This window comes from Bacteroides celer (assembly GCF_002632415.2).
In the GTDB taxonomy this organism is placed as follows: domain Bacteria; phylum Bacteroidota; class Bacteroidia; order Bacteroidales; family Bacteroidaceae; genus Bacteroides.
In genome coordinates this window covers 3,396,758-3,416,839 of sequence record NZ_CP178209.1, presented here as the reverse complement: position 1 = coordinate 3,416,839, position 20,082 = coordinate 3,396,758, and the positions used below count along the sequence as shown (strand labels likewise).

General features: G+C 42.2%; 14 protein-coding genes. 8 read left to right on the top strand and 6 right to left on the bottom strand.

Features of this window, described 5'->3' with window-relative positions; genetic code table 11:
- Nucleotides 1–2: 2 nt before the first annotated feature.
- Complete coding sequence (locus tag CJF29_RS13945) at nt 3–1,769, bottom strand: LysM peptidoglycan-binding domain-containing protein (protein WP_008776611.1); 1,767 nt, start codon at nt 1,767–1,769, stop codon at nt 3–5.
- Between the two features lie 158 nt (nt 1,770–1,927).
- Here CJF29_RS13945 and uvrA point away from each other — a divergent pair, with 158 nt between their 5' ends.
- The 3 genes from uvrA to CJF29_RS13930 all read left to right on the top strand — a co-directional run bounded on the left by uvrA (nt 1,928) and on the right by CJF29_RS13930 (nt 6,985).
- A complete protein-coding gene (gene uvrA, locus CJF29_RS13940; protein ID WP_004303626.1) occupies nt 1,928–4,753 on the top strand; it encodes an excinuclease ABC subunit UvrA in 2,826 nt (941 codons plus the stop codon).
- Between the two features lie 95 nt (nt 4,754–4,848).
- The gene (gene ybaK, locus CJF29_RS13935; RefSeq protein WP_004309260.1) at nt 4,849–5,328 is read left to right on the top strand and encodes a Cys-tRNA(Pro) deacylase; all 480 of its coding nucleotides are present in this window, start codon (nt 4,849–4,851) and stop codon (nt 5,326–5,328) included.
- Nucleotides 5,329–5,425: 97 nt separating this feature from the next.
- Nucleotides 5,426–6,985, top strand: coding sequence for a peptide MFS transporter (locus CJF29_RS13930; protein WP_004303622.1), 1,560 nt, complete (start codon nt 5,426–5,428; stop codon nt 6,983–6,985).
- Nucleotides 6,986–7,058: 73 nt separating this feature from the next.
- Here the strand turns inward: CJF29_RS13930 and CJF29_RS13925 are convergent, their stop codons facing one another.
- A complete protein-coding gene (locus CJF29_RS13925; protein ID WP_004325725.1) occupies nt 7,059–7,556 on the bottom strand; it encodes a GNAT family N-acetyltransferase in 498 nt (165 codons plus the stop codon).
- Between the two features lie 163 nt (nt 7,557–7,719).
- Here CJF29_RS13925 and CJF29_RS13920 point away from each other — a divergent pair, with 163 nt between their 5' ends.
- From CJF29_RS13920 to CJF29_RS13905, 4 genes are all read left to right on the top strand, one after another.
- Nucleotides 7,720–8,046 (top strand): PadR family transcriptional regulator, encoded by a 327-nt coding sequence (locus CJF29_RS13920; protein WP_004299980.1) that lies wholly within the window; start codon nt 7,720–7,722, stop codon nt 8,044–8,046.
- Nucleotides 8,047–8,067: 21 nt separating this feature from the next.
- Complete coding sequence (locus tag CJF29_RS13915) at nt 8,068–9,165, top strand: PspC domain-containing protein (protein WP_004299979.1); 1,098 nt, start codon at nt 8,068–8,070, stop codon at nt 9,163–9,165.
- Between the two features lie 154 nt (nt 9,166–9,319).
- Complete coding sequence (locus CJF29_RS13910) at nt 9,320–10,318, top strand: MBL fold metallo-hydrolase (RefSeq protein ID WP_004309258.1); 999 nt, start codon at nt 9,320–9,322, stop codon at nt 10,316–10,318.
- 159 nt (nt 10,319–10,477) lie between these two features.
- On the top strand, nt 10,478–10,984 hold the full coding sequence (locus CJF29_RS13905) for a flavin reductase family protein (protein ID WP_004303618.1): 507 nt from the start codon (nt 10,478–10,480) through the stop codon (nt 10,982–10,984).
- A gap of 133 nt (nt 10,985–11,117) precedes the next feature.
- On the opposite strand, the gene CJF29_RS13900 is transcribed toward CJF29_RS13905, so the two are convergent.
- The 4 genes from CJF29_RS13900 to CJF29_RS13885 all read right to left on the bottom strand — a co-directional run bounded on the left by CJF29_RS13900 (nt 11,118) and on the right by CJF29_RS13885 (nt 18,222).
- A complete protein-coding gene (locus CJF29_RS13900) occupies nt 11,118–13,220 on the bottom strand; it encodes an alpha/beta hydrolase family protein (protein WP_099146950.1) in 2,103 nt (700 codons plus the stop codon).
- A 48-nt stretch (nt 13,221–13,268) separates the two neighbouring features.
- Nucleotides 13,269–14,600 carry a multidrug efflux MATE transporter BexA gene (gene bexA, locus CJF29_RS13895; RefSeq protein WP_004303606.1) on the bottom strand — a complete coding sequence of 444 codons (1,332 nt, stop codon included), beginning with the start codon at nt 14,598–14,600 and terminating at the stop codon, nt 13,269–13,271.
- A gap of 84 nt (nt 14,601–14,684) precedes the next feature.
- Entirely contained in the window at nt 14,685–16,538 is a 1,854-nt protein-coding gene (gene yidC / locus CJF29_RS13890; RefSeq protein WP_099146949.1) for a membrane protein insertase YidC, read from the bottom strand.
- 58 nt (nt 16,539–16,596) lie between these two features.
- Complete coding sequence (locus CJF29_RS13885; RefSeq protein WP_004299973.1) at nt 16,597–18,222, bottom strand: CTP synthase; 1,626 nt, start codon at nt 18,220–18,222, stop codon at nt 16,597–16,599.
- Between the two features lie 188 nt (nt 18,223–18,410).
- Between CJF29_RS13885 and CJF29_RS13880 the strand changes: the two genes are divergently transcribed.
- Nucleotides 18,411–19,919, top strand: a complete 1,509-nt coding sequence (locus CJF29_RS13880) for a DUF3078 domain-containing protein (protein ID WP_099146948.1) — start codon at nt 18,411–18,413, stop codon at nt 19,917–19,919.
- Nucleotides 19,920–20,082: the final 163 nt, after the last annotated feature.

Below are 20,082 nucleotides of genomic sequence, written 5' to 3'. Positions count from 1 at the left end.
TATTATTCGAAGTCAAGTTTTACTAATTCAAAATTCTTAGTGAAACGTATGAAGAACACCTTTTTATTAATAAATCCTCCCCAGTTGTTTACACGCTCGAATTTGAATCCGGTCTGGATAGGAGTCAGGTTCATTTTAGGCAGATTGTTTTCCAGTTCCGAGCCATAAAGCGATAATCCTTTCAGGAAGAAGAAGCCGGTGTCAAAACCCAGCATTGCGTAATTAGGGTATTTGCTTGCCAAATCTTTGCTATACCATTTATGGTAAGCATTGGTAAACTGCACAGCTGCCGGGAACAACGTATTCGTATAGAATGAAGAATAGAAATATACATCCAATTCAAAGAAGTTTTCCAGATGATCTCTGGTATAGGTCTGCCATTCCGGATAGCCGAACAGATGAATATTCTCTGCAGGATTCTCTCTGACTAACAGCGTCAGTTGAGGAAGTATCTTAATTAGTAAGACGTTGTTGCCTGATGTCGGAATAAAGATGTTTTCTTTATCACTGCGGAGCGCTGCTTTCAACGTTTCTTTCGTTGCGCTTTCACTGACGGTTCTCATTGGAATTCCTTTACTTTTCAACTCTTGTTTCAAGCCGCTGATAAATTCCGCTTTCTCCTTATCAACGCTCGCCGGTTCTATGAAGATAACGTTTGCATTGGGAAATTGACGGGTGAAGTGCTCGTAAACTTCTGAATATAAGTAAGATTGAGGCGTATTGATCTGATAAACAGCCGGGTTGTTGAATACCTCTTCTCCTTTTTGAGAGAAAGGAATCACCAGGCGTATGTCGTTCTTCTCTGCGAAGTCGGACAATGGCTTTATTTGATTCTGATGCATCGGACCGAAGATGATATTCATACTTTTCATCTCGTTCTTGGCAAGAATTGTATTTAATGTAGAAACATCTTTTCCACAATCATATACATATAGATCAAGAGAAATACCTGTACGTTTCAGACTGTCTACTGCCATCAGGAAACCTTCGTAGTATTCCACCATGCGTTTGTCTTCCTGGAAAGGCAACAATAAGGCTGCTTTAATGGTAGACAGCTTTTGGGGAGTCTCTTTACTTTTGCGGAAAAGCTCGCTATTGCTGGGAGGAATAGCGTAAGGATCTTCCTTCTGTGTAGGTTGCACGGTCGTTGCTACCGGGTAAGGGATGCAAAGGAATTGTCCCTTTTTCATGCCTTTTTTCAGTTCCGGGTTAGCTGCAATTAACTCCTGCTCGCTGATTCCATATTCACGGCTCACGCTAAAAATAGTCTCTTTGCGTTTTACCTTATGCATATCCTTGCATTTCGGAACAACAGGACCTTGAATGGTGGTCTGTTCGGTAGGCGTTTGAGTTGCAGTAGCAGTTTGCTCTTCTTTTTTCTGTGGAATCAGGATAACCTGTCCGATACGGAAATTTTCGGCACTCAAACCGGGGTTTGCTTCACAAATATCTTTGGCGGATACATTATACATGGTTGTCAGTTTGTATAGTGTTTCTCCGGCTTGAATTGTATGGAATGTTTCTCCCTTCTGACTCTCTTTTCCCGTAGGGATTTTGATTGTCTGTCCGGCATAGATCTTTTCGTCACAGCCCGGATTCAGACGTATGATGTCTGATGTAGTGACATTATACATCTTGGAGATGGAGTATAAACTTTGTCCTTTTTCGATGGTATGCAAGAAATATGATTGGTTTTCCTGTGCATAACTGATAGCATATGAAACGCTTATAAAAAGCAGAAATAAGAATATACGGTTTATCGGTTTCATCAAATTATAACTATTGGTTCTTGAAATCAAGGAACAAAGGTACAAATAATGCCCTATATCTTCATAAGATTTGAGTTAAGAAAATAATATTGTGCTTTTTTAGGAGCATATTTCGGGCGGAAACATTAATTTTGCAACATTTATGGAAGGATATGAATATGCAGGAAACAGAATATATTAATGTGTACGGTGCGCGCGTGCACAATTTAAAGGATATTGATGCCGAAATTCCCCGTAACAGTTTGACTGTTATCACGGGATTGAGCGGTAGTGGAAAATCTTCTTTAGCCTTCGATACGATTTTTGCCGAAGGACAGCGTCGTTATATCGAAACTTTTTCAGCGTATGCCCGTAACTTCTTGGGCAATCTGGAACGTCCGGATGTCGATAAGATAACTGGTTTGAGTCCGGTTATCTCCATAGAACAGAAAACAACGAATAAAAATCCCCGTTCTACCGTAGGAACGACTACGGAGATATATGATTATCTCCGTTTGCTGTATGCCCGTGCTGGAGTGGCTTATTCGTATCTGTCGGGTGAGGAGATGGTGAAATATACCGAAGAGCAGATTCTGGACTTGATTCTGAAAGATTATAAAGGAAAGAAAATATATCTGCTGGCTCCGCTAGTTCGTTCACGTAAGGGACATTACAGGGAACTTTTCGAACAAATACGTAAAAAAGGATACCTGTATGTACGGGTGGACGGTGAAGTGCGTGAAATAACGCATGGCATGAAACTCGACCGCTATAAAAATCACGATGTAGAAGTGGTTATTGATAAATTAGTGGTAGCGGAGAAAGATGACCGGCGCTTGAAACAGAGTGTGGCAACCGCTATGCGCCAGGGAGATGGGTTGATGATGATTCTGGATGCCCAGTCTGAAAGCATCCGTCATTATAGTAAGCGGCTCATGTGTCCTGTCACCGGATTGTCTTATCGTGAACCGGCTCCGCATAACTTCTCATTCAATTCACCGCAAGGGGCATGTCCGAAGTGTAAGGGATTGGGAGTAGTCAATCAGATTGATGTGGACAAAGTGATTCCCGATCGTGAACTTTCCATTTATGAAGGAGCGATAGCACCTTTGGGAAAATATAAGAATGCGATGATTTTCTGGCAAATCGGTGCTTTGCTCGAGAAGTACGACGCAACACTGAAAACTCCGATAAAGGAGTTGCCGGACGATGCGATTGATGAAGTCTTGTACGGTTCTGACGAACGGATTAAAATCAAGAGTTCGCTGATCGGTACTTCCTCCGATTACTTTGTTACTTACGAAGGAGTGGTGAAGTATATTCAGATGTTGCAGGAAAAGGATGCTTCTGCAACAGCACAGAAATGGGCGGAACAATTTGCCAAAACAACGGTTTGTCCCGAATGTAAAGGGGCTCGTTTGAATAAAGAAGCTTTGCATTTTCGTATCCATGATAAGAATATCAATGAGTTGGCGAATATGGATATCAACGAGTTATACGACTGGTTGATGAAGGTGGATGAGTTCCTGTCCGATAAGCAGAAGAAAATATCGGTGGAGATTCTGAAAGAGATTCGCACACGTTTGAAGTTCTTGCTGGACGTGGGTCTGGATTATCTGGCATTGAATCGTAGCTCTGTTAGTCTTTCCGGTGGTGAGAGTCAGCGTATCCGCTTGGCTACACAGATTGGTTCGCAATTAGTGAATGTACTTTATATTCTCGACGAGCCGAGTATCGGTCTGCATCAGCGTGATAATCTGCGTCTTATCAACTCGTTGAAAGAACTCCGCGACATGGGGAACTCCGTGATTGTAGTGGAACATGATAAGGATATGATGCTGGCTGCCGATTATGTCATCGATATGGGTCCGAAAGCCGGACGTCTCGGAGGCGAAGTCGTTTTCGCCGGAACCCCGCAGGAGATGCTGAATACAGATACAATGACTTCGCAATATCTGAATGGCAAGATGAAGATAGAAATCCCTGCCAAGCGTAGAAAAGGAAATGGGAAATCTATCTGGCTGAAAGGAGCGAAGGGGAATAACCTGAAGAATGTAGATGTTGAATTTCCGTTGGGTAAACTGATTTGCGTAACTGGTGTATCAGGAAGTGGAAAATCCACCTTGATTAATGAAACTTTGCAGCCGATTCTTTCACAGAAATTCTATCGTTCTTTACAAGATCCTTTGGAATACGATTCGATTGAAGGGTTGGAAAATATAGATAAGGTAGTAGATGTGGATCAATCACCTTTGGGACGTACGCCACGCTCCAATCCTGCGACTTATACCGGTGTGTTTTCTGATATCCGTAACCTGTTTGTGGGTCTGCCGGAAGCTAAGATTCGCGGTTATAAACCGGGACGTTTCTCCTTTAATGTTGCAGGTGGGCGTTGTGAAGCATGTACGGGAAATGGTTATAAGACGATTGAAATGAATTTTCTTCCTGATGTATATGTGCCTTGTGAGGTTTGTCACGGTAAACGTTATAACCGGGAAACACTGGAAGTGCGTTTCAAGGGAAAATCAATTGCCGATGTACTTGACATGACGATCAACCGTGCTGTGGAATTCTTTGAAAATGTGCCGCAAATCTTGAATAAGATTAAAGTCTTGCAGGATGTCGGACTCGGATATATAAAACTGGGGCAATCTTCTACCACTCTTTCCGGCGGAGAAAGCCAGCGTGTGAAACTGGCAACGGAGCTATCGAAAAGAGATACGGGCAAAACTCTTTATATCCTTGACGAACCGACTACCGGACTTCATTTTGAAGATATCCGTGTATTGATGGGAGTATTGAATAAGCTTGTAGATAAAGGTAATACTGTTATCGTCATCGAGCACAATCTGGATGTGATTAAAATGGCGGATTATATTATCGATATGGGCCCTGAAGGTGGTAAGGGCGGGGGAGAACTCCTTAGTTACGGAACACCGGAAGAAGTTGCGAAGAGCCCTAAAGGATATACACCTAAGTTTCTTCGCGAAGAGCTGGGTCTCTAATTTAAATCATAGAGTGCCAACTTATCGGACAATCTTCGATGAGTTGGCACTTATCATATCATTTATCAGATATAGAACTTATAAATACAACGAAAATGAAAATCAATAAAACAAATGCCGCACGGCTGTTAGATAAAGCTAAGATAGCCTATGAATTAATTCCCTACGAAGTAGATGAAAACGACTTGAGTGCTGTTCATGTGGCAGCAAGTTTAGGAGAGAATATCGAGCAGGTCTTTAAAACGCTTGTTCTGCACGGCGATAAAAGCGGATATTTTGTCTGTGTCATTCCGGGAGAACATGAAGTTGATTTGAAACTGGCAGCTAAAGCTTCGGGTAACAAGAAGTGCGAGTTGATTCCCGTAAAAGAACTTCTGCCACTTACCGGATATATCCGGGGAGGTTGTTCGCCGATCGGTATGAAAAAGCATTTTCCTACTTATATTCATGAAACCAGCCAACAATTTCCGTATATTTATGTAAGTGCCGGTGTACGGGGACTTCAGATAAAAATAGCTCCGGAAGATTTGATTCGTGAATCCAGGGCGGAAATTTGTCGTTTATTTGAGGAGTAGTTTAACAAATCATTGTGCAAAAACTCGAGAAAAAGTATATATTTGCAAGAAATATTTATTTAAATCAATCAATTATTAATTCTAAAAACTTACATCTATGTTCAGTAAACACCCTAAAGGTCTGATTGCTGCAGCTTTAGCTAATATGGGAGAGCGTTTTGGCTTCTATATTATGATGGCGATTTTGACATTGTTTATTTCAGCGAAATTTGGATTGTCCGAGACAACTACCGGATACATTTATTCCGCGTTTTATGCTTCCATTTATATTTTAGCTTTGGCGGGAGGTGTTATTGCTGATAAGACGAAAAATTTCAAAGGTACTATTTTAGTAGGGCTGATATTAATGGCTGTCGGTTATTTGATTATTGCCATTCCAACTCCGACTCCTGTTCCTAGTATGGCTCTTTACTTGGGATTAACCTGTTTCGGGCTTTTGGTGATTGCTTTTGGTAATGGTTTATTTAAAGGAAATCTTCAGGCTTTGGTCGGTCAGATGTACGATGATCCCAAATATTCCAATCTTCGTGATGCCGGTTTCCAGATATTTTATATGTTTATCAATATTGGAGCTGTTTTTGCACCGTTTATTGCTATTGGTGTACGCAACTGGTGGTTGAAGGTGAACAACTTCGATTATGATGCTACTTTACCTGAATTGTGCCATCAATATTTAGAAAAAGGAAATGATATGGCTCCACAGGCAATGGAGAATCTGACAACTTTGGCTAAGACTGCTGTTCTCGATGGAACTCCTGTAACCGATATGGGTATGTTTGTGAATAGCTATCTTGACGTGTTTAACCGTGGTTTCCAGTATGCTTTTATGGCTGCTATTGGTGCTATGCTTGTTTCGCTGATTATTTATATGGCAAATAAGAAACGTTTCCCGGATCCTGCGACTAAAATGGAAACTGGTAAAGGGACTGCGACTGTGAACAAGGAAGAAATCCAAATGAGCGCTACTGAAATAAAACAGCGCATCTATGCTTTGTTTGCAGTATTCGGTGTTGTTATTTTCTTCTGGTTATCTTTCCATCAGAATGGTTATTCTTTGACCTATTTCGCCCGTGACTATGTGGACTTGAGTGTGATTAATATTGACTTAGGTTTTACGCAGATCAAGGGAGCTGAAATATTCCAGAGCGTTAATCCGTTCTTCGTTGTATTCCTGACTCCCTTTATCATGTGGATGTTCGGTTCAATGAAAAAGAATGGTAAAGAACCTTCTACTCCGATGAAGATTGCCATTGGTATGGGTATTGCCGCGTTAGCGTATGTATTCTTAATGGTATTCTCATTTACATTGCCTTCGAAAGAGGTGTTGGGTACTATGAGTGCTGCTGAAATCAATGCTATTCGTGTGACTCCGTGGATTATGATCGGCCTGTATTTCATTCTTACGGTTGCCGAACTGTTCATCTCTCCTCTGGGATTATCATTTGTATCTAAAGTAGCTCCTCCTCATTTGCAGGGGCTGATGCAAGGTTGCTGGTTGGCTGCAACAGCTGTGGGTAACTCACTGTTGTTTATCGGTGGTATTCTTTATACAACTGTGCCTATTTGGGCTTGTTGGTTGGTATTTGTAGGAGCAACTGGTGCTTCCATGATTGTAATGCTTTCAATGGTAAAATGGTTGGAACGTGTAGCGAAATAAAATCCTGTCATTAACTAAATAACCAAAATGCCCCGGAACATTTATAATATTTGTTCCGGGGCATTTTGGTATATCAAATATCTAGTCCCATAATATAATCATTCATATAATACCCGTTACCAATCGGGAAATCACCTTCCCGCAACTTTCTCATTCCCATGTGCTCGTAAAACTGCAAAGCCTTATTATTACGATTTACGTTGAGCTCCATCAAACAAGGTCCCGGGTGTATCTCCTTGATACACTTGATTGCTTCCTTGAATAAAAAACTGCCGCAATGCGTACCCTGAAAACGGGGGAGGACATATATCTTCTGAAGATGGAATACATCCTTTTCCTGTTGTTGAATGGAAACGTATCCGCATGGTTCATTCTCCTTATAAGCAATGGAGTACACATGTCCTTCTTCCTCCATTTGTTTGCGCACATTGGAAGGAGCATACATCCAGTCCATCATATAATCCAGTTGTTCGGGAGATAAAATTTCCTTGTAGGTGGCGGGGAATACCTCCTTTGCCATCTTATGAATAAGCTCGCAATCGGCTACTGTTGCTTTTCGAATTGTAAACATATCTATTATCTATTCTTGGTTTAACGGGCACAAATATAGCCATTATTTCTTTTTATAATAAGGTGGAGAGTCTCTAATGTTTTAATTATTATTAATTTATAGTACTTTGCAATGCAAGGTACTAAAGTAATGCATATATTTGTGCATCTAAAAGAAGTGAATAATGAAAGTAGACAATGTAAAATCACAGATGAGGAAAGGCATGCTTGAATATTGTATCATGCTTTTGTTGCACAAGGAGCCCGCTTATGCTTCTGATATTATTCAGAAATTGAAAGAAGCCCAACTGATTGTAGTGGAAGGCACCTTGTATCCATTGCTTACCCGTCTGAAAAATGATGACCTGTTAAGTTATGAGTGGGTAGAATCTACCCAAGGACCTCCCCGCAAATACTATAAACTCACTGAACAAGGAGAAGTCTTTTTGGGAGAGCTGGAAATTTCCTGGAAAGAACTTAACGATACAGTGAATCATATAGCCAATAGATAATCCGAAAAAGAAGAAATAAAAATGAAAAAGACATTGACCATAAATTTAGGAGGAATTGTCTATCATATAGATGACGATGCCTACCGATTGTTAGATAATTATCTGTCTAATTTGAAGCATTACTTTCGTAAACAGGAGGGTGCGGAAGAGATCGTAAACGATATTGAGATGCGTATTGCTGAACTGTTTGCAGAGAAAGTAACTGAAGGAAAACAGGTCATCACAGTTTCGGATGTAGAAGAAATTATCGCTCGTGTCGGCAAACCGGAAGACTTTGGAATTGCTGATGAGGATATGGACTCACAGAAAAGAACGGAACAAACATCGTCCGCTAATCAAGGCAGTACGCAAACCGCTGCTCAACGCCGCTGGTTCCGTGATCCGGATAATAAATTGTTGGGAGGCGTAGCGGCAGGATTGGCAGCTTACTTCGGTTGGGACATCACATTAGTGCGTATATTGATGATTATCCTTGTATTTGTACCTTATTGCCCGATGATTATACTTTATATTATCGGATGGATCGTTATTCCGGAAGCCCGTACTGCCGCGGAAAAATTGAGTATGCGTGGAGAAGCAGTGACCATTGAGAATATTGGCAAAACAGTGACAGACGGTTTCGAACGTGTAGCGGACGGAGTTAACAACTATATGAACTCCGGCAAACCTCGTACCTTTCTTCAAAAGATAGGCGATGTATTTGTTTCCATTGCTGCTGTTCTCTTTAAAATATTTCTGGTAGCTCTTGTCATTCTCTGCTGCCCTGTCTTGTTCGTACTGGCCGTTGTACTGGTAGCACTGGTGTTTGCAGCAATTGCCGTGGCAGTTAGCGGAGGAGCACTGCTTTACGAGATGCTGCCTGCCATCGACTGGATGCCGGTTGCTTCCGTATCTCCAATGATGACACTGCTAGGTACGATTGCCGGAGTTGCCCTCATCGGCATTCCGTTAGGAGCTTTCTTGTATACTATCTTGCGGCAATTATTCCATTGGTCACCGATGGGAACGGGTTTGAAATGGTCGCTATTGATTCTATGGATATTGGGTGCAGTCATAATGATTATTAATCTTTCAGCTCTTGGCTGGCAACTGCCTTTGTATGGCTTGCACTGCTCTTAACGAAGTCTCATTCTATTAAAAAAGGATAATATTTATTCCTTTATAAGTAAATGTACCCCGATAGTGTGTCCGGGGTACATTTTTTGTTTACTCTAATTCATCGTAAATCGAGAAATTTTTAGTAAGTTTGTAAATACGTATTCAGGAAATAAAAATGGGTGAACATATATGTTTTAGGAGAAACGAACGTTTAGCGACAGTCAACCCTTATTGGAGAGGAAATCCGATGGTGCGCGGGCGTTTTTTTAATCGGCAGCATCGCTTCCGTCCGGGGATGGGGAGTGTACTGAAATGGCGTCTTTCGCCCAATCCCCAACGCAAAGAGAAGAAAACGGTGAAATGGGATCCAAAAGTTTGTTATCTCCGTTCATTGGATGCAGTGGTGGGAGATTCCCTGATATGGCTCGGACATAATTCTTTCTTTCTCCAGTTAGCAGGTAAACGAATCATGTTCGATCCTGTGTTCGGCAGTATTCCTTTTGTGAAGAGACAGAGCGAGTTTCCCGCTAATCCTGACATATTTACAGGGATTGATTATCTACTTGTCAGCCATGACCATTTCGATCATTTGGATAAACAGAGTATAGCCCGTTTACTGAAGAATAACCCGCAAATGAAACTCTTTTGCGGCTTGGGAACCGGTGAGCTGATTCAGGGATGGTTTCCCGAAATGAAAGTGATTGAAGCCGGATGGTATCAACAAATGGAAGATGAGGGATTGAAGATTACTTTTCTACCGGCACAACACTGGAGCAAACGTTCCGTACGTGATGGTGGCCAGCGACTGTGGGGAGCTTTCATGCTGCAAGGAAATGGAATTTCTCTTTATTATAGCGGTGATACAGGTTATTCCAGTCACTTCCGTGAGATTCCCGATCTGTTCGGAGCACCGGATTATGCTTTGTTAGGCATCGGGGCATACAAACCTCGCTGGTTTATGCGTCCCAATCATATATCGCCTTACGAATCATTGACTGCCGCCGAGGAAATGCATGCTGGGCTTACCATTCCCATGCATTATGGCACATTCGATTTGTCTGACGAGCCTTTGCATGATCCCCCGAAAGTCTTCGCAACAGAGGCTAAGAAACGGAAGATTCCGGTGAAGATTCCCTATTTGGGAGAGATTGTGAAATTGAATAAACAGAAATAATTAGATAAGTACCTGCCATGAATTAATCGTTATTTTTCTAGGTACGGATTTCACGGTTTTTAGTGTTGTTATTGTTGCAAAGTAACCGTGTTAATCTGTGTAATCCGTGCCTAAATTATTATATAAACTAATTATGAATACATATTTACGAATAAAGAGATGAAGAAATTAGAAGTAAAAGATTTGAAAGAAAACTTTTTCGAAGCGATCGGAAAAGAGTGGATGCTGGTTACAGCCGGAACAAAAGAGAAGTTTAACACGATGACAGCAAGTTGGGGTGGCATCGGCTGGTTGTGGAATAAACCGGTTGCTTTCGTTTTTATCCGTCCCGAACGGTATACATACGAGTTTGTAGAGAAGAACGATTACCTGACACTTTCTTTCTTAGGAGAAGAGAATAAGAAAATTCACGCTGTTTGTGGTTCCAAGTCGGGACGTAATATAGATAAAGTAAAAGAAACCGGATTGAAACCTTTATTTACAGAAAAAGGAAATGTCCTGTTCGAGCAGGCACGTTTGAGTCTGGAATGTAAGAAACTTTATGCTGACACTATCAAACCGGAATGTTTTCTGGATAAAGAATCAATAGAAAAGTGGTACGGTGGTGCTCATGGAGGTTTCCATAAGATGTATATTGTAGAAATTGAAAATATTTATTCGGAGTAAATTTAGCGAACTTTTTTATAATTTTAGCCGATTTTGATGAATGCAATGGAGAAGCCCCTGAACTCAAAAGATTGAGAACAGGGGCTTCTTTTAGTTTATTATGTTTATTCTACTATGTAATTAACGTAAAATTTTATTTAGACGGAGCTTTTTTCACCCATTTGTCCAACCATTCAAAGAATGTGCGTTGCCATAGAACCCCATTCTGTGGCTTCAATACCCAGTGGTTTTCATCCGGATAAATTAGCAGCTCTGCAGGAACACCACGCATCACGGCAGCATCAAAAGCAGCCATAGCCTGATTAGCCAGGATACGGTAGTCTTTTTCTCCATGGATACAGAGAATAGGAGTATCCCATTTCTCTACGAATAGGTGAGGAGAGTTGGCAAACGTACGCTGTGCCACCGGATTCTGTTTTTCCCAGTATGCGCCTCCCATATCCCAGTTGGCAAACCATTTTTCTTCAGTTTCCAGATATTGCATTTCCATGTTGAAGATACCATCATGAGCAATGAACGCTTTGAACCGTTTGTCGTGATGTCCGGCCAACCAATATACGGAGAATCCTCCGAAGCTGGCACCTACGCATCCCAGACGATCTTTGTCCACATACGGCTCTTTTGCCATTTCATCGATAGCAGTGAAGTAATCCTTCATACACTGGCCACCGTAATCGCCGCTAATCTGTTCGTTCCATTCCACACCGAATCCCGGCAAACCGCGACGGTTCGGAGCAACGATGATATAATCATTAGCTGCCATAATCTGGAAGTTCCAGCGATAAGACCAGAACTGGCTTACCGGACTCTGCGGACCTCCTTCGCAGAACAGTAAAGTCGGATATTTCTTGTTCGGATCAAACTGTGGAGGATAAATCACCCATGTCAACATCTGTTTACCATCTGTTGTTTTCATCCAGCGACCTTCCACTTTACCCATTTCCAGCTGGTCATAGATTTGTTTGTTCTCCTGTGTCAGTTGAGTGGTAGAACCATCCAGTGCCACAGAGTAAATCTCATCACCCATACTCATTGAATGACGTTTCGCAATCAACTTATCTCCGAAAAGAGCTACCCTTTCGTAATCATACATTCCTGAAGTAATAGCCTTTACCGAATCATTTGCCAGGTCAAGCGCATAAATTTGTGATTCTCCATGCCATACACCTGTGAAATAGATCACTTTTGCATCTGCTCCCCAAACAAAGGCATCCACATTCGATTCGAATGCCTTACTCACAAAACGCTTCTCGCCAGTTTCCAGGTTCATGATGAACAGACGGTTCAGATCAGCCTCGTATCCGTCACGTTCCATGCTTTGCCAGGCAATATACTTGCCGTCCGGTGAGTATTGCGGATTGGTATCATATCCTTTGTTCTCTTCAGTAATGTTTTCCGTTTTCTTGGTGTTCAGGTCATATATATAAATATCCGAGTTGGTAGAAATCGCATATTCCAGGCCCGTCTTTTTGCGGCAAGTATAAGCCACTTTGTCCGAGGTTGTATTCCAGGCAAGTTGTTCGATGCCACCCCAAGGCTTCATCGGACTTTCATACGGTTCGTCGTTCAGGATATCCACGATATTGGAAATACCGTTACCATCAAAGTCAGCAATGAAAGGATGCGGAGCGGTCGTCACCCATTCATCCCAATGCTTGTACATCAGGTCGGTAACGATGATACCGGTGGCTTTCGGCAGGTCCGGATACTTATCAGCGGTGCTTTCTTTCGTCTTTACTTGTGAAATAAATAGCAGTTTTTTGCCATCCGGTGAGATGGAATATCCTTCGATATCTCCGTCGTAGCTGGTCAGCTGCTTGCGCCCGCTACCATCCGGATTCATTTCATAAAGCTGGCTGCTTCCGTTGTCATTACTTAAGAATGCCAGTTTGGTGCCTCCCTTAATCCAAGTCACCTCATTTTCCTGATACGGGGTATGAGTGATTTGTTGATTTTCGCTTCCATCTGCGTTCATTACGAAAACTTCGCGGTTACTTTTGTTTTCCGGTACGCTGTAATACGCTACCGTATACGCAATTTTCTTTCCGTCGGGCGATACGGCGAATCCGCCGATACGTCCCATAGCCCAAAGTGCTTCGGGAGTCATGCGCTTCCCTTCGATCTTAATATCCGATTTCTCGATAAGCACCTGATCTGTCTTGCCTGCGTCTTTGGTTCCTCCGCAGGCAGCTAACAACATTGCTGCCGACACCATAATTAAATTAGCTTGTCTCATATATTTTATAAAATGTTTATTTTCTTGCGAAGATAGTGAAAAAAGGATTTAAATCTTCTTTTTCTGCCAGTTTCCTTTCTTCATATACCAGTAGCAGAACATCAGCGTGAAAATACCATATACGCATTCCGTTGTCCAGGCAAATGCGACGTCCATCCGCAGGTACATGATGAAATATGCAGAGTATGTGACGTAGATAGCCAATACACAAAGTTCCATAGCCAGTGCAGTCCGCGTATTCCCTGTACCTGATACCGATTGGAAATAAACATTGGCAGGCACCAGTACCAGATAGGCAGAACACAATACCCACAGTGAAGGCACGGATGCTGCTCTCAAATCCGGCATATCTGTATAAATACGTAGGATCAGATCCGGAAATAGACAGAAGAATATCAGAATTGGCAATACAAATATATATCCAATGCGAATGTGCTGCCTGATAGTACCCCGTACACAATCCTGTTCACCTGCACCGATCAGATTGCTGACCAATGAACCACAGGTGGATGCAAATGCCATTGCAATCATAAACGGGATTCCCGACACGTTTCGGATAATGTTCGCGATTGCCAAAGAGCGCTCTCCCAAATGTTCCACAAATAGAAAGAACATAAACCAGGTAGACAAAGAAACAAAGTTCTGAATCATTGTCCACACAGAAACATTCAGTATTCGTTTCAGTGTTTTCCCTTGGAACTTAGGCAGTATATTCAATGCATACTTCCTGCAGTCAATCCGCTTCCAGGTATAGATGATAAAGAAAATCACCGATACCATTTCAGCCAGCGAAGAGCCGATAGCAGCACCGGCAATTCCCAATTGCGGGAAACCGAATTTACCGAAAATCAGGATATAATTGAATACCACATTCGAAAGTACCATCACAATAGAGTTCAAAGTCAGCGTCTTGGTCTGCGTCGTACCTACAAAGAAGGCGCGGAACATCACCATGACAAAAGAGAAGAAGAACCCGTACACACGCCAGTGAATATAACTCTCGGCTGCATCGTAAATGTGAGGAGACGAAATGATATTCTTGAGGATATATGGTGAGAATACGATGGAGAACGTGAATAAAATCACTGCCATGGCAAGCAGGAAATATATGCCCTGATAAAAAATGGGTCCGATTTCCTTGTAGTTTCCTTCTCCATTGCGACGCGCAATTAATATCTGGGCACCGATGCTGAAACCGAATGCCATCATGAAAATGGCAAGGTAATATACACCTGCAATGGCGGAAGCACCTAATTCGATTTCTCCGACACGTCCCAGAAAAGCAGTGTCCGTCATACCAATCATCTGTTCCATAATCAGACTGATTAGGATAGGGTAGGAGATTGTCCAGATTTGTTTATAAGAATATTTAGTTTTCATCTTATTTTATTTTTTAGAGAAAGAAAGCCGGGCAACCAAAATAGGATGTCCGGCTTTCTTAGAATATGATTCAGGAATTACTCCTTATTTTTTATTCTGTCTTTGCTGCTGCAATTGCTCTTGTTGCTTTTGCATCGCCTCCAGGCGAGCAGCAAATCCGGTCTTTTTCATTTGTTTCGGGTCTTTCTTTTTCGCTTCAAGAATAGCCAACAATTTAGTTTCGTCAGTCGTTCTACGAAGCAGAATCATAGTACCCACACTAATCAGCGTTGACACGAAGTAGTAATAGTTCAAACCTGACGGATAATCGTTCAAGACGAACAAGAACATAATCGGCATCAGATACATCATCCATTTCATAGCCGCCATTTGTGGCTGCGCTCCGGTATCCTGCATAGACATTGTGTACTTTGTGTTCAGAATATTGGTTACTGTCATCAGCAAGCAGAACAAGCTAAGATGGTTACCCAGGAACGGAATATGGAATGGGAATGTGATGAACGCATCATAAGTAGAAAGGTCGTCCGCCCACAAGAAACTCTGTTGACGCAGCTCGATAGCACTCGGCACGAACATAAACAAAGCCATCAGGATAGGAAACTGCAATAACATCGGCAGACAGCCGCCCATCGGGCTTACCCCGTACTGGCTGTAAAGGCCCATCACCTCCTGCTGTTTCTTCATTGCATCTTCCTGTTTCGGATATTTCTTGTTGATTTCGTCAATTTTCGGTTTCAATACACGCATCTTGGCAGAAGACATGTACGTTTTCCAGGTAGCCGGATAAACCAGTACTTTTACCATAATAGTCAGAATCAACAGAACGATACCCATGCTCAATCCCCAGCCGGACAACCAGTCGAATACGTTGATCGTGATAAACTGGTTAATCCAGCGAATCAGCGGCCAACCCAGGTAAACCAGTCGGTGAAGCTCCCATTTCTCGTCACGTCCTTTATCCAGCGCTTTCAGCGTCTTGAAGTGGTTCGGACCGAAGTAGAAGTACATCTCTGTCGGTTCTTTGCCTGACGGATCAAAGAAAGTATTCATTTCAGCAGAATAATCTTTGATATATCCGCTTCCCTGTTGTTCCATTTTTGACTTAACGGAAACCTTGTCGAAATCCTGTTCAGCGATAAATACAGACGAGAAGAACTGATTCTTGAAAGCTACCCAATCAATGCGTCCCGGCAAATCCTGACTGTCATCTTTGGCAGCAGACAAGTTGTCTACATTGTCACCTGTTACTTTATAAGTCAGTTCCGACAGACGATTCTCATAAGTGAATCCTTTTTCCAGTTGGCGGGCACGTTGTGACCAGTCGATGTCCACATACTTAGTACTAGCCAACTTGTCTTCCATGCCTGTCGCTTTGATTTCAAAGTTCATCAGGTAGCTATCCGGTTTCAGCGTATAGATGAAATCGATATAGCTTGCGCTATCCGCAGCCAGACGCATTGTAACACTACTGTCCGTCTTGTTCACAGCTTCAAAGAAATAATCTTTGGTCTGGATGGCTCCTGCCTTGTTGTAAAAGTTGAAGTTCATCGAAGCATCGTCACCGTCGAACAACATGACCGGCGTCTTTTTGTCTTGTGCCATATAATCTTTCAGCATGGCTGAATAGACACGTCCGCCTTTGGTTGTGAAAGTGATTTCCGCTACATTATTCTGGATGCTGATTTTAGAGTCGGTTCCATGCAAGGCATTGAAAAACAAAGCAGAAGAATCGGCAGCCGATGCCACCTCTTTTTGACTGTTAGCCAGTGCAGCTTCCGTTTTTGCCTTCAGCGCTTCCTCCTGCTGCTGTACCACGGCAATAGAATCGTAGTATTTCTTTTGCGCAGCTATCTGTTCCTCGCTTGGACGGCTCAAAAAACTGAATCCTACCAATAATATACCTATCAGAACGAGACCTGTGATGGTGTTTTTATCCATTCTTATTTTAATTACAAATTATATAAATTACAAACTACCGGTTGTTTACCACGTATCGTTAGCCGTTCACCGTTGCTTTTTCGTTTTCGATGGCAGCTTTCACAAAGGCGACGAACAACGGATGAGGGTTCAGTACCGTACTGCCATATTCCGGATGGAACTGTGTACCGACAAACCATTTCAAAGTCGGGATTTCAACGATTTCTACCAGATCCGATTCCGGGTTGATACCTACACATTTCATGCCGGCAGCTTCATATCGGTCTTTATAATCATTGTTGAACTCATAGCGATGGCGGTGACGTTCCTGAATATGTTCCTGTCCGTAAGCCTGATATGCTTTCGAACCTTTCTGCAATACACATTCGTAAGCACCCAGACGCATCGTACCACCCATATTGGTGATTGCTTTCTGCTCTTCCATGATATCAATCACGTTGTGCGGAGTCTTTTCATCCATTTCACGTGAGTTGGCATCTGCGTATCCTAGTACGTTGCGTGCAAACTCGATAGCAATACATTGCATACCCAGACAAATACCGAAAGTCGGGATGTCATGTGTACGTGTATATTTGATAGCGACAAACTTGCCGTCAATACCCCGTTGACCGAATCCCGGACCAATCATTACGCCCGCCATACCTTTCAAAGCTTCAGCTACATTCTCATCTGTCAGTTTCTCGCTGTTTACGAAATGAACTTCCACTTTGCGGTCATTGTAAGTACCCGCTTGCGATAAAGCTTCACGGATAGACTTGTAAGCGTCCTGCAAATCGTATTTTCCAACCAGTGCAATATTGATCGGTTCTTTTGTCTCTGCAGCGTGACGACGTTCCAGGAATTTACGCCATGGGCCGAGTCCCGGAGTTTCTCCTACCGGCAGTCCCATCTTTTCGAGGATAGTGCTGTCCAGTCCTTGCGCCTGCATCAGGATAGGTACTTCGTAGATTGTTTCCGCGTCGATAGACTGCACAACAGCTTTATCGTCTACATTACAGAATTGTGCCACTTTCTTACGCAGTCCGTCACTTAGCGGATGCTCGGCACGCAGTACCAGTACATCCGGCTGAATACCCACACTTTGGAGTTCCTTTACAGAATGTTGCGTCGGTTTTGTTTTCAATTCTCCGGCAGCAGCAAGATAAGGAACATAGGTCAAGTGTACGCAAAGAGCGTTCTTACCGAGTTCCCATTTCAACTGACGGATACTTTCGAGGTAGGGGAGTGATTCGATGTCACCTACCGTACCACCGATTTCAGTAATCACAAAATCAAACTTGTATTTATTACCAAGCAGTTTAACATTCCGTTTGATCTCGTCTGTGATGTGAGGAATCACTTGGATGGTTTTACCCAGATAGTCTCCACGGCGTTCCTTGTCGATGACACTCTTGTAGATACGTCCCGTAGTAATGTTGTTCGCTTTTGTCGTTTGTATTCCCAGGAATCTCTCATAGTGTCCCAGATCGAGGTCGGCTTCGTGTCCGTCTACGGTTACATAGCACTCCCCGTGCTCATAAGGATTTAATGTTCCCGGGTCGATGTTAATATACGGGTCAAACTTCTGGATGGTTACATTATAACCTCTTGCTTGCAGCAACTTACCGATGGATGATGAGATGATCCCTTTTCCTAAAGAAGAGGCAACACCACCGGTGACGAAAATATACTTTGTTTCTCCCACAGCTATAACTGTTTTAATAATTGTTACTTAGTAGTATTCTTACGAACTTAAAAACCGCAAAATTATAAAAAAAAGAGGAAGATTACAGTCTTTCGTCTCCACAATTTTATTAAAAAATGCAATTTTAAAAGAATCCTATGATTTCTGAACAAAATAATGTAGCTTTGCACTCTAAACCATAGACAAATATGATGAGAATTACTACTTTATGTTCAGCGTTTATCCTGTCAATCTTATCGTTATCGCTTTTTGCACAGGAGCCTGTCGAATCCGCTTTACTTCCGACTGACTCTCTGCAGCCTGCTCCTACAGCGATCAAACCTGCCAAAACGGTTAAATCTTCAACAGTGGTGGCAAAAGCCAGAGTCGTGAGGGCAGATACCCTTTCTGCAGAACTTCAGAAATATTTGATGCTCAAACTGAATATGTCGGGGCCGACTCCGAAACTGGATACCGTTTCTTATTTATATAATAAGTATGTCGCGCAATTAGATTATTTGAACGATCTGTCTGTGCCGCCACGTTATATTCCGTCTGATCCCGATTATTTTCGTCTGTTCACACCATTGGCATATTATTATGCTCCGATGGCACAATATTCGAAATTGGAATGGAAACCTATGCAATGGGACACCACTCCTCAACTGACAGCGGAACTTTTACCTTATGATACCCTGGCATTTACCAAGACCCAGCGTGCCGAGAAAATAGTGAACAGTGCATTGATGGATCTTTATTTGGAACATCCGAACTTGGTTGTCACTACAGAAGACCGTATTATGAGTCGTGATGTATTCCGTTATGATGTGAAGCCGAAGATATCTCCGAAAGCAACAGTTATCCATCTGTTCCAACCGGAAAATATGGATGATAATGTAGGGAAAGCCAATATGAAGATTAGTCGGCCGAACTGGTGGGTGACCGGAGGTAACGGATCGTTGCAGATTAGCCAGAACCACCTTTCGGATAACTGGTATAAGGGAGGTGAAAGTAACTTCTCCGGATTAGCCACTTTTCAGATTTTTGCCAACTATAATGACAATGAAAAGGTGCTGTTTGAGAACCAGCTGGAAGCTAAAGTAGGTATGACTTCCACTCCGTCAGATGAATACCATAAATATCTGTTCAATACAGACCAATTTCGTTTGTATAATAAATTAGGTTTGAGAGCTTTCAAGAATTGGTATTATACCATTTCGTCCGAGTTTAAGACACAGTTTTTCAACGGATATAAAGCTAACAGCGAAGAATTGGTTTCATCTTTCATGTCTCCGGCAGATTTGGCGGTCAGTGTCGGTATGGATTATAAATTGAGTAAGAAGAAATTTAATCTTTCTGTGTTTATGGCGCCGTTGACTTATAACTTGCGTTATATCGGTAATTCTGAAGTAGACGAAACAAAGTTTGGCTTAGACAAAGGAAAATGCTCTAAAAACGACTTTGGTTCCCAGTTGCAATCCACATTGAACTGGACCATCATCTCTGCAGTGACTTTAGAATCCCGTCTCAATTGTCTGACCAACTATCATTGGGCACGTGTAGAATGGGAAAATACATTCAACTTCGTTTTGAACCGTTATCTTTCTACTAAGCTCTATATACATACCCGTTTTGACGACAGCTCGAAACCGACTGAAGGAGACAGCTTCTTCCAGTTGAAAGAATTGCTTAGCTTCGGTATCAATTATAAGTGGTAAGTAAATCAAAGAAATAGAAATCAGGCGCGGAAATTCCGCGCCTGATTTGTTTAGGGATGTTGTATAAAATATGGGTGGTAAAATAGAACCAATGTGATAGCGGATTTTTCACGTCCAAGATAGTCTTAACTGTATATTTCTATTTGTATGTAAAAAAAGAAAG

What these genes read in the sequence shown, in the direction of transcription:
- CJF29_RS13945 (WP_008776611.1), bottom strand. Translation starts at nt 1,769, where the DNA reads ATGAAACCGATAAACCGTATATTCTTATTTCTGCTTTTTATAAGCGTT.
- CJF29_RS13880 (WP_099146948.1), top strand. Translation starts at nt 18,411, where the DNA reads ATGATGAGAATTACTACTTTATGTTCAGCGTTTATCCTGTCAATCTTA.
- CJF29_RS13915 (WP_004299979.1), top strand. Translation starts at nt 8,068, where the DNA reads ATGAAAAAGACATTGACCATAAATTTAGGAGGAATTGTCTATCATATA.
- CJF29_RS13905 (WP_004303618.1), top strand. Translation starts at nt 10,478, where the DNA reads ATGAAGAAATTAGAAGTAAAAGATTTGAAAGAAAACTTTTTCGAAGCG.
- yidC (WP_099146949.1), bottom strand. Translation starts at nt 16,538, where the DNA reads ATGGATAAAAACACCATCACAGGTCTCGTTCTGATAGGTATATTATTG.
- CJF29_RS13925 (WP_004325725.1), bottom strand. Translation starts at nt 7,556, where the DNA reads ATGTTTACAATTCGAAAAGCAACAGTAGCCGATTGCGAGCTTATTCAT.
- CJF29_RS13900 (WP_099146950.1), bottom strand. Translation starts at nt 13,220, where the DNA reads ATGAGACAAGCTAATTTAATTATGGTGTCGGCAGCAATGTTGTTAGCT.
- bexA (WP_004303606.1), bottom strand. Translation starts at nt 14,600, where the DNA reads ATGAAAACTAAATATTCTTATAAACAAATCTGGACAATCTCCTACCCT.
- ybaK (WP_004309260.1), top strand. Translation starts at nt 4,849, where the DNA reads ATGAAAATCAATAAAACAAATGCCGCACGGCTGTTAGATAAAGCTAAG.
- CJF29_RS13920 (WP_004299980.1), top strand. Translation starts at nt 7,720, where the DNA reads ATGAAAGTAGACAATGTAAAATCACAGATGAGGAAAGGCATGCTTGAA.
- CJF29_RS13930 (WP_004303622.1), top strand. Translation starts at nt 5,426, where the DNA reads ATGTTCAGTAAACACCCTAAAGGTCTGATTGCTGCAGCTTTAGCTAAT.
- uvrA (WP_004303626.1), top strand. Translation starts at nt 1,928, where the DNA reads ATGCAGGAAACAGAATATATTAATGTGTACGGTGCGCGCGTGCACAAT.
- CJF29_RS13910 (WP_004309258.1), top strand. Translation starts at nt 9,320, where the DNA reads ATGGGTGAACATATATGTTTTAGGAGAAACGAACGTTTAGCGACAGTC.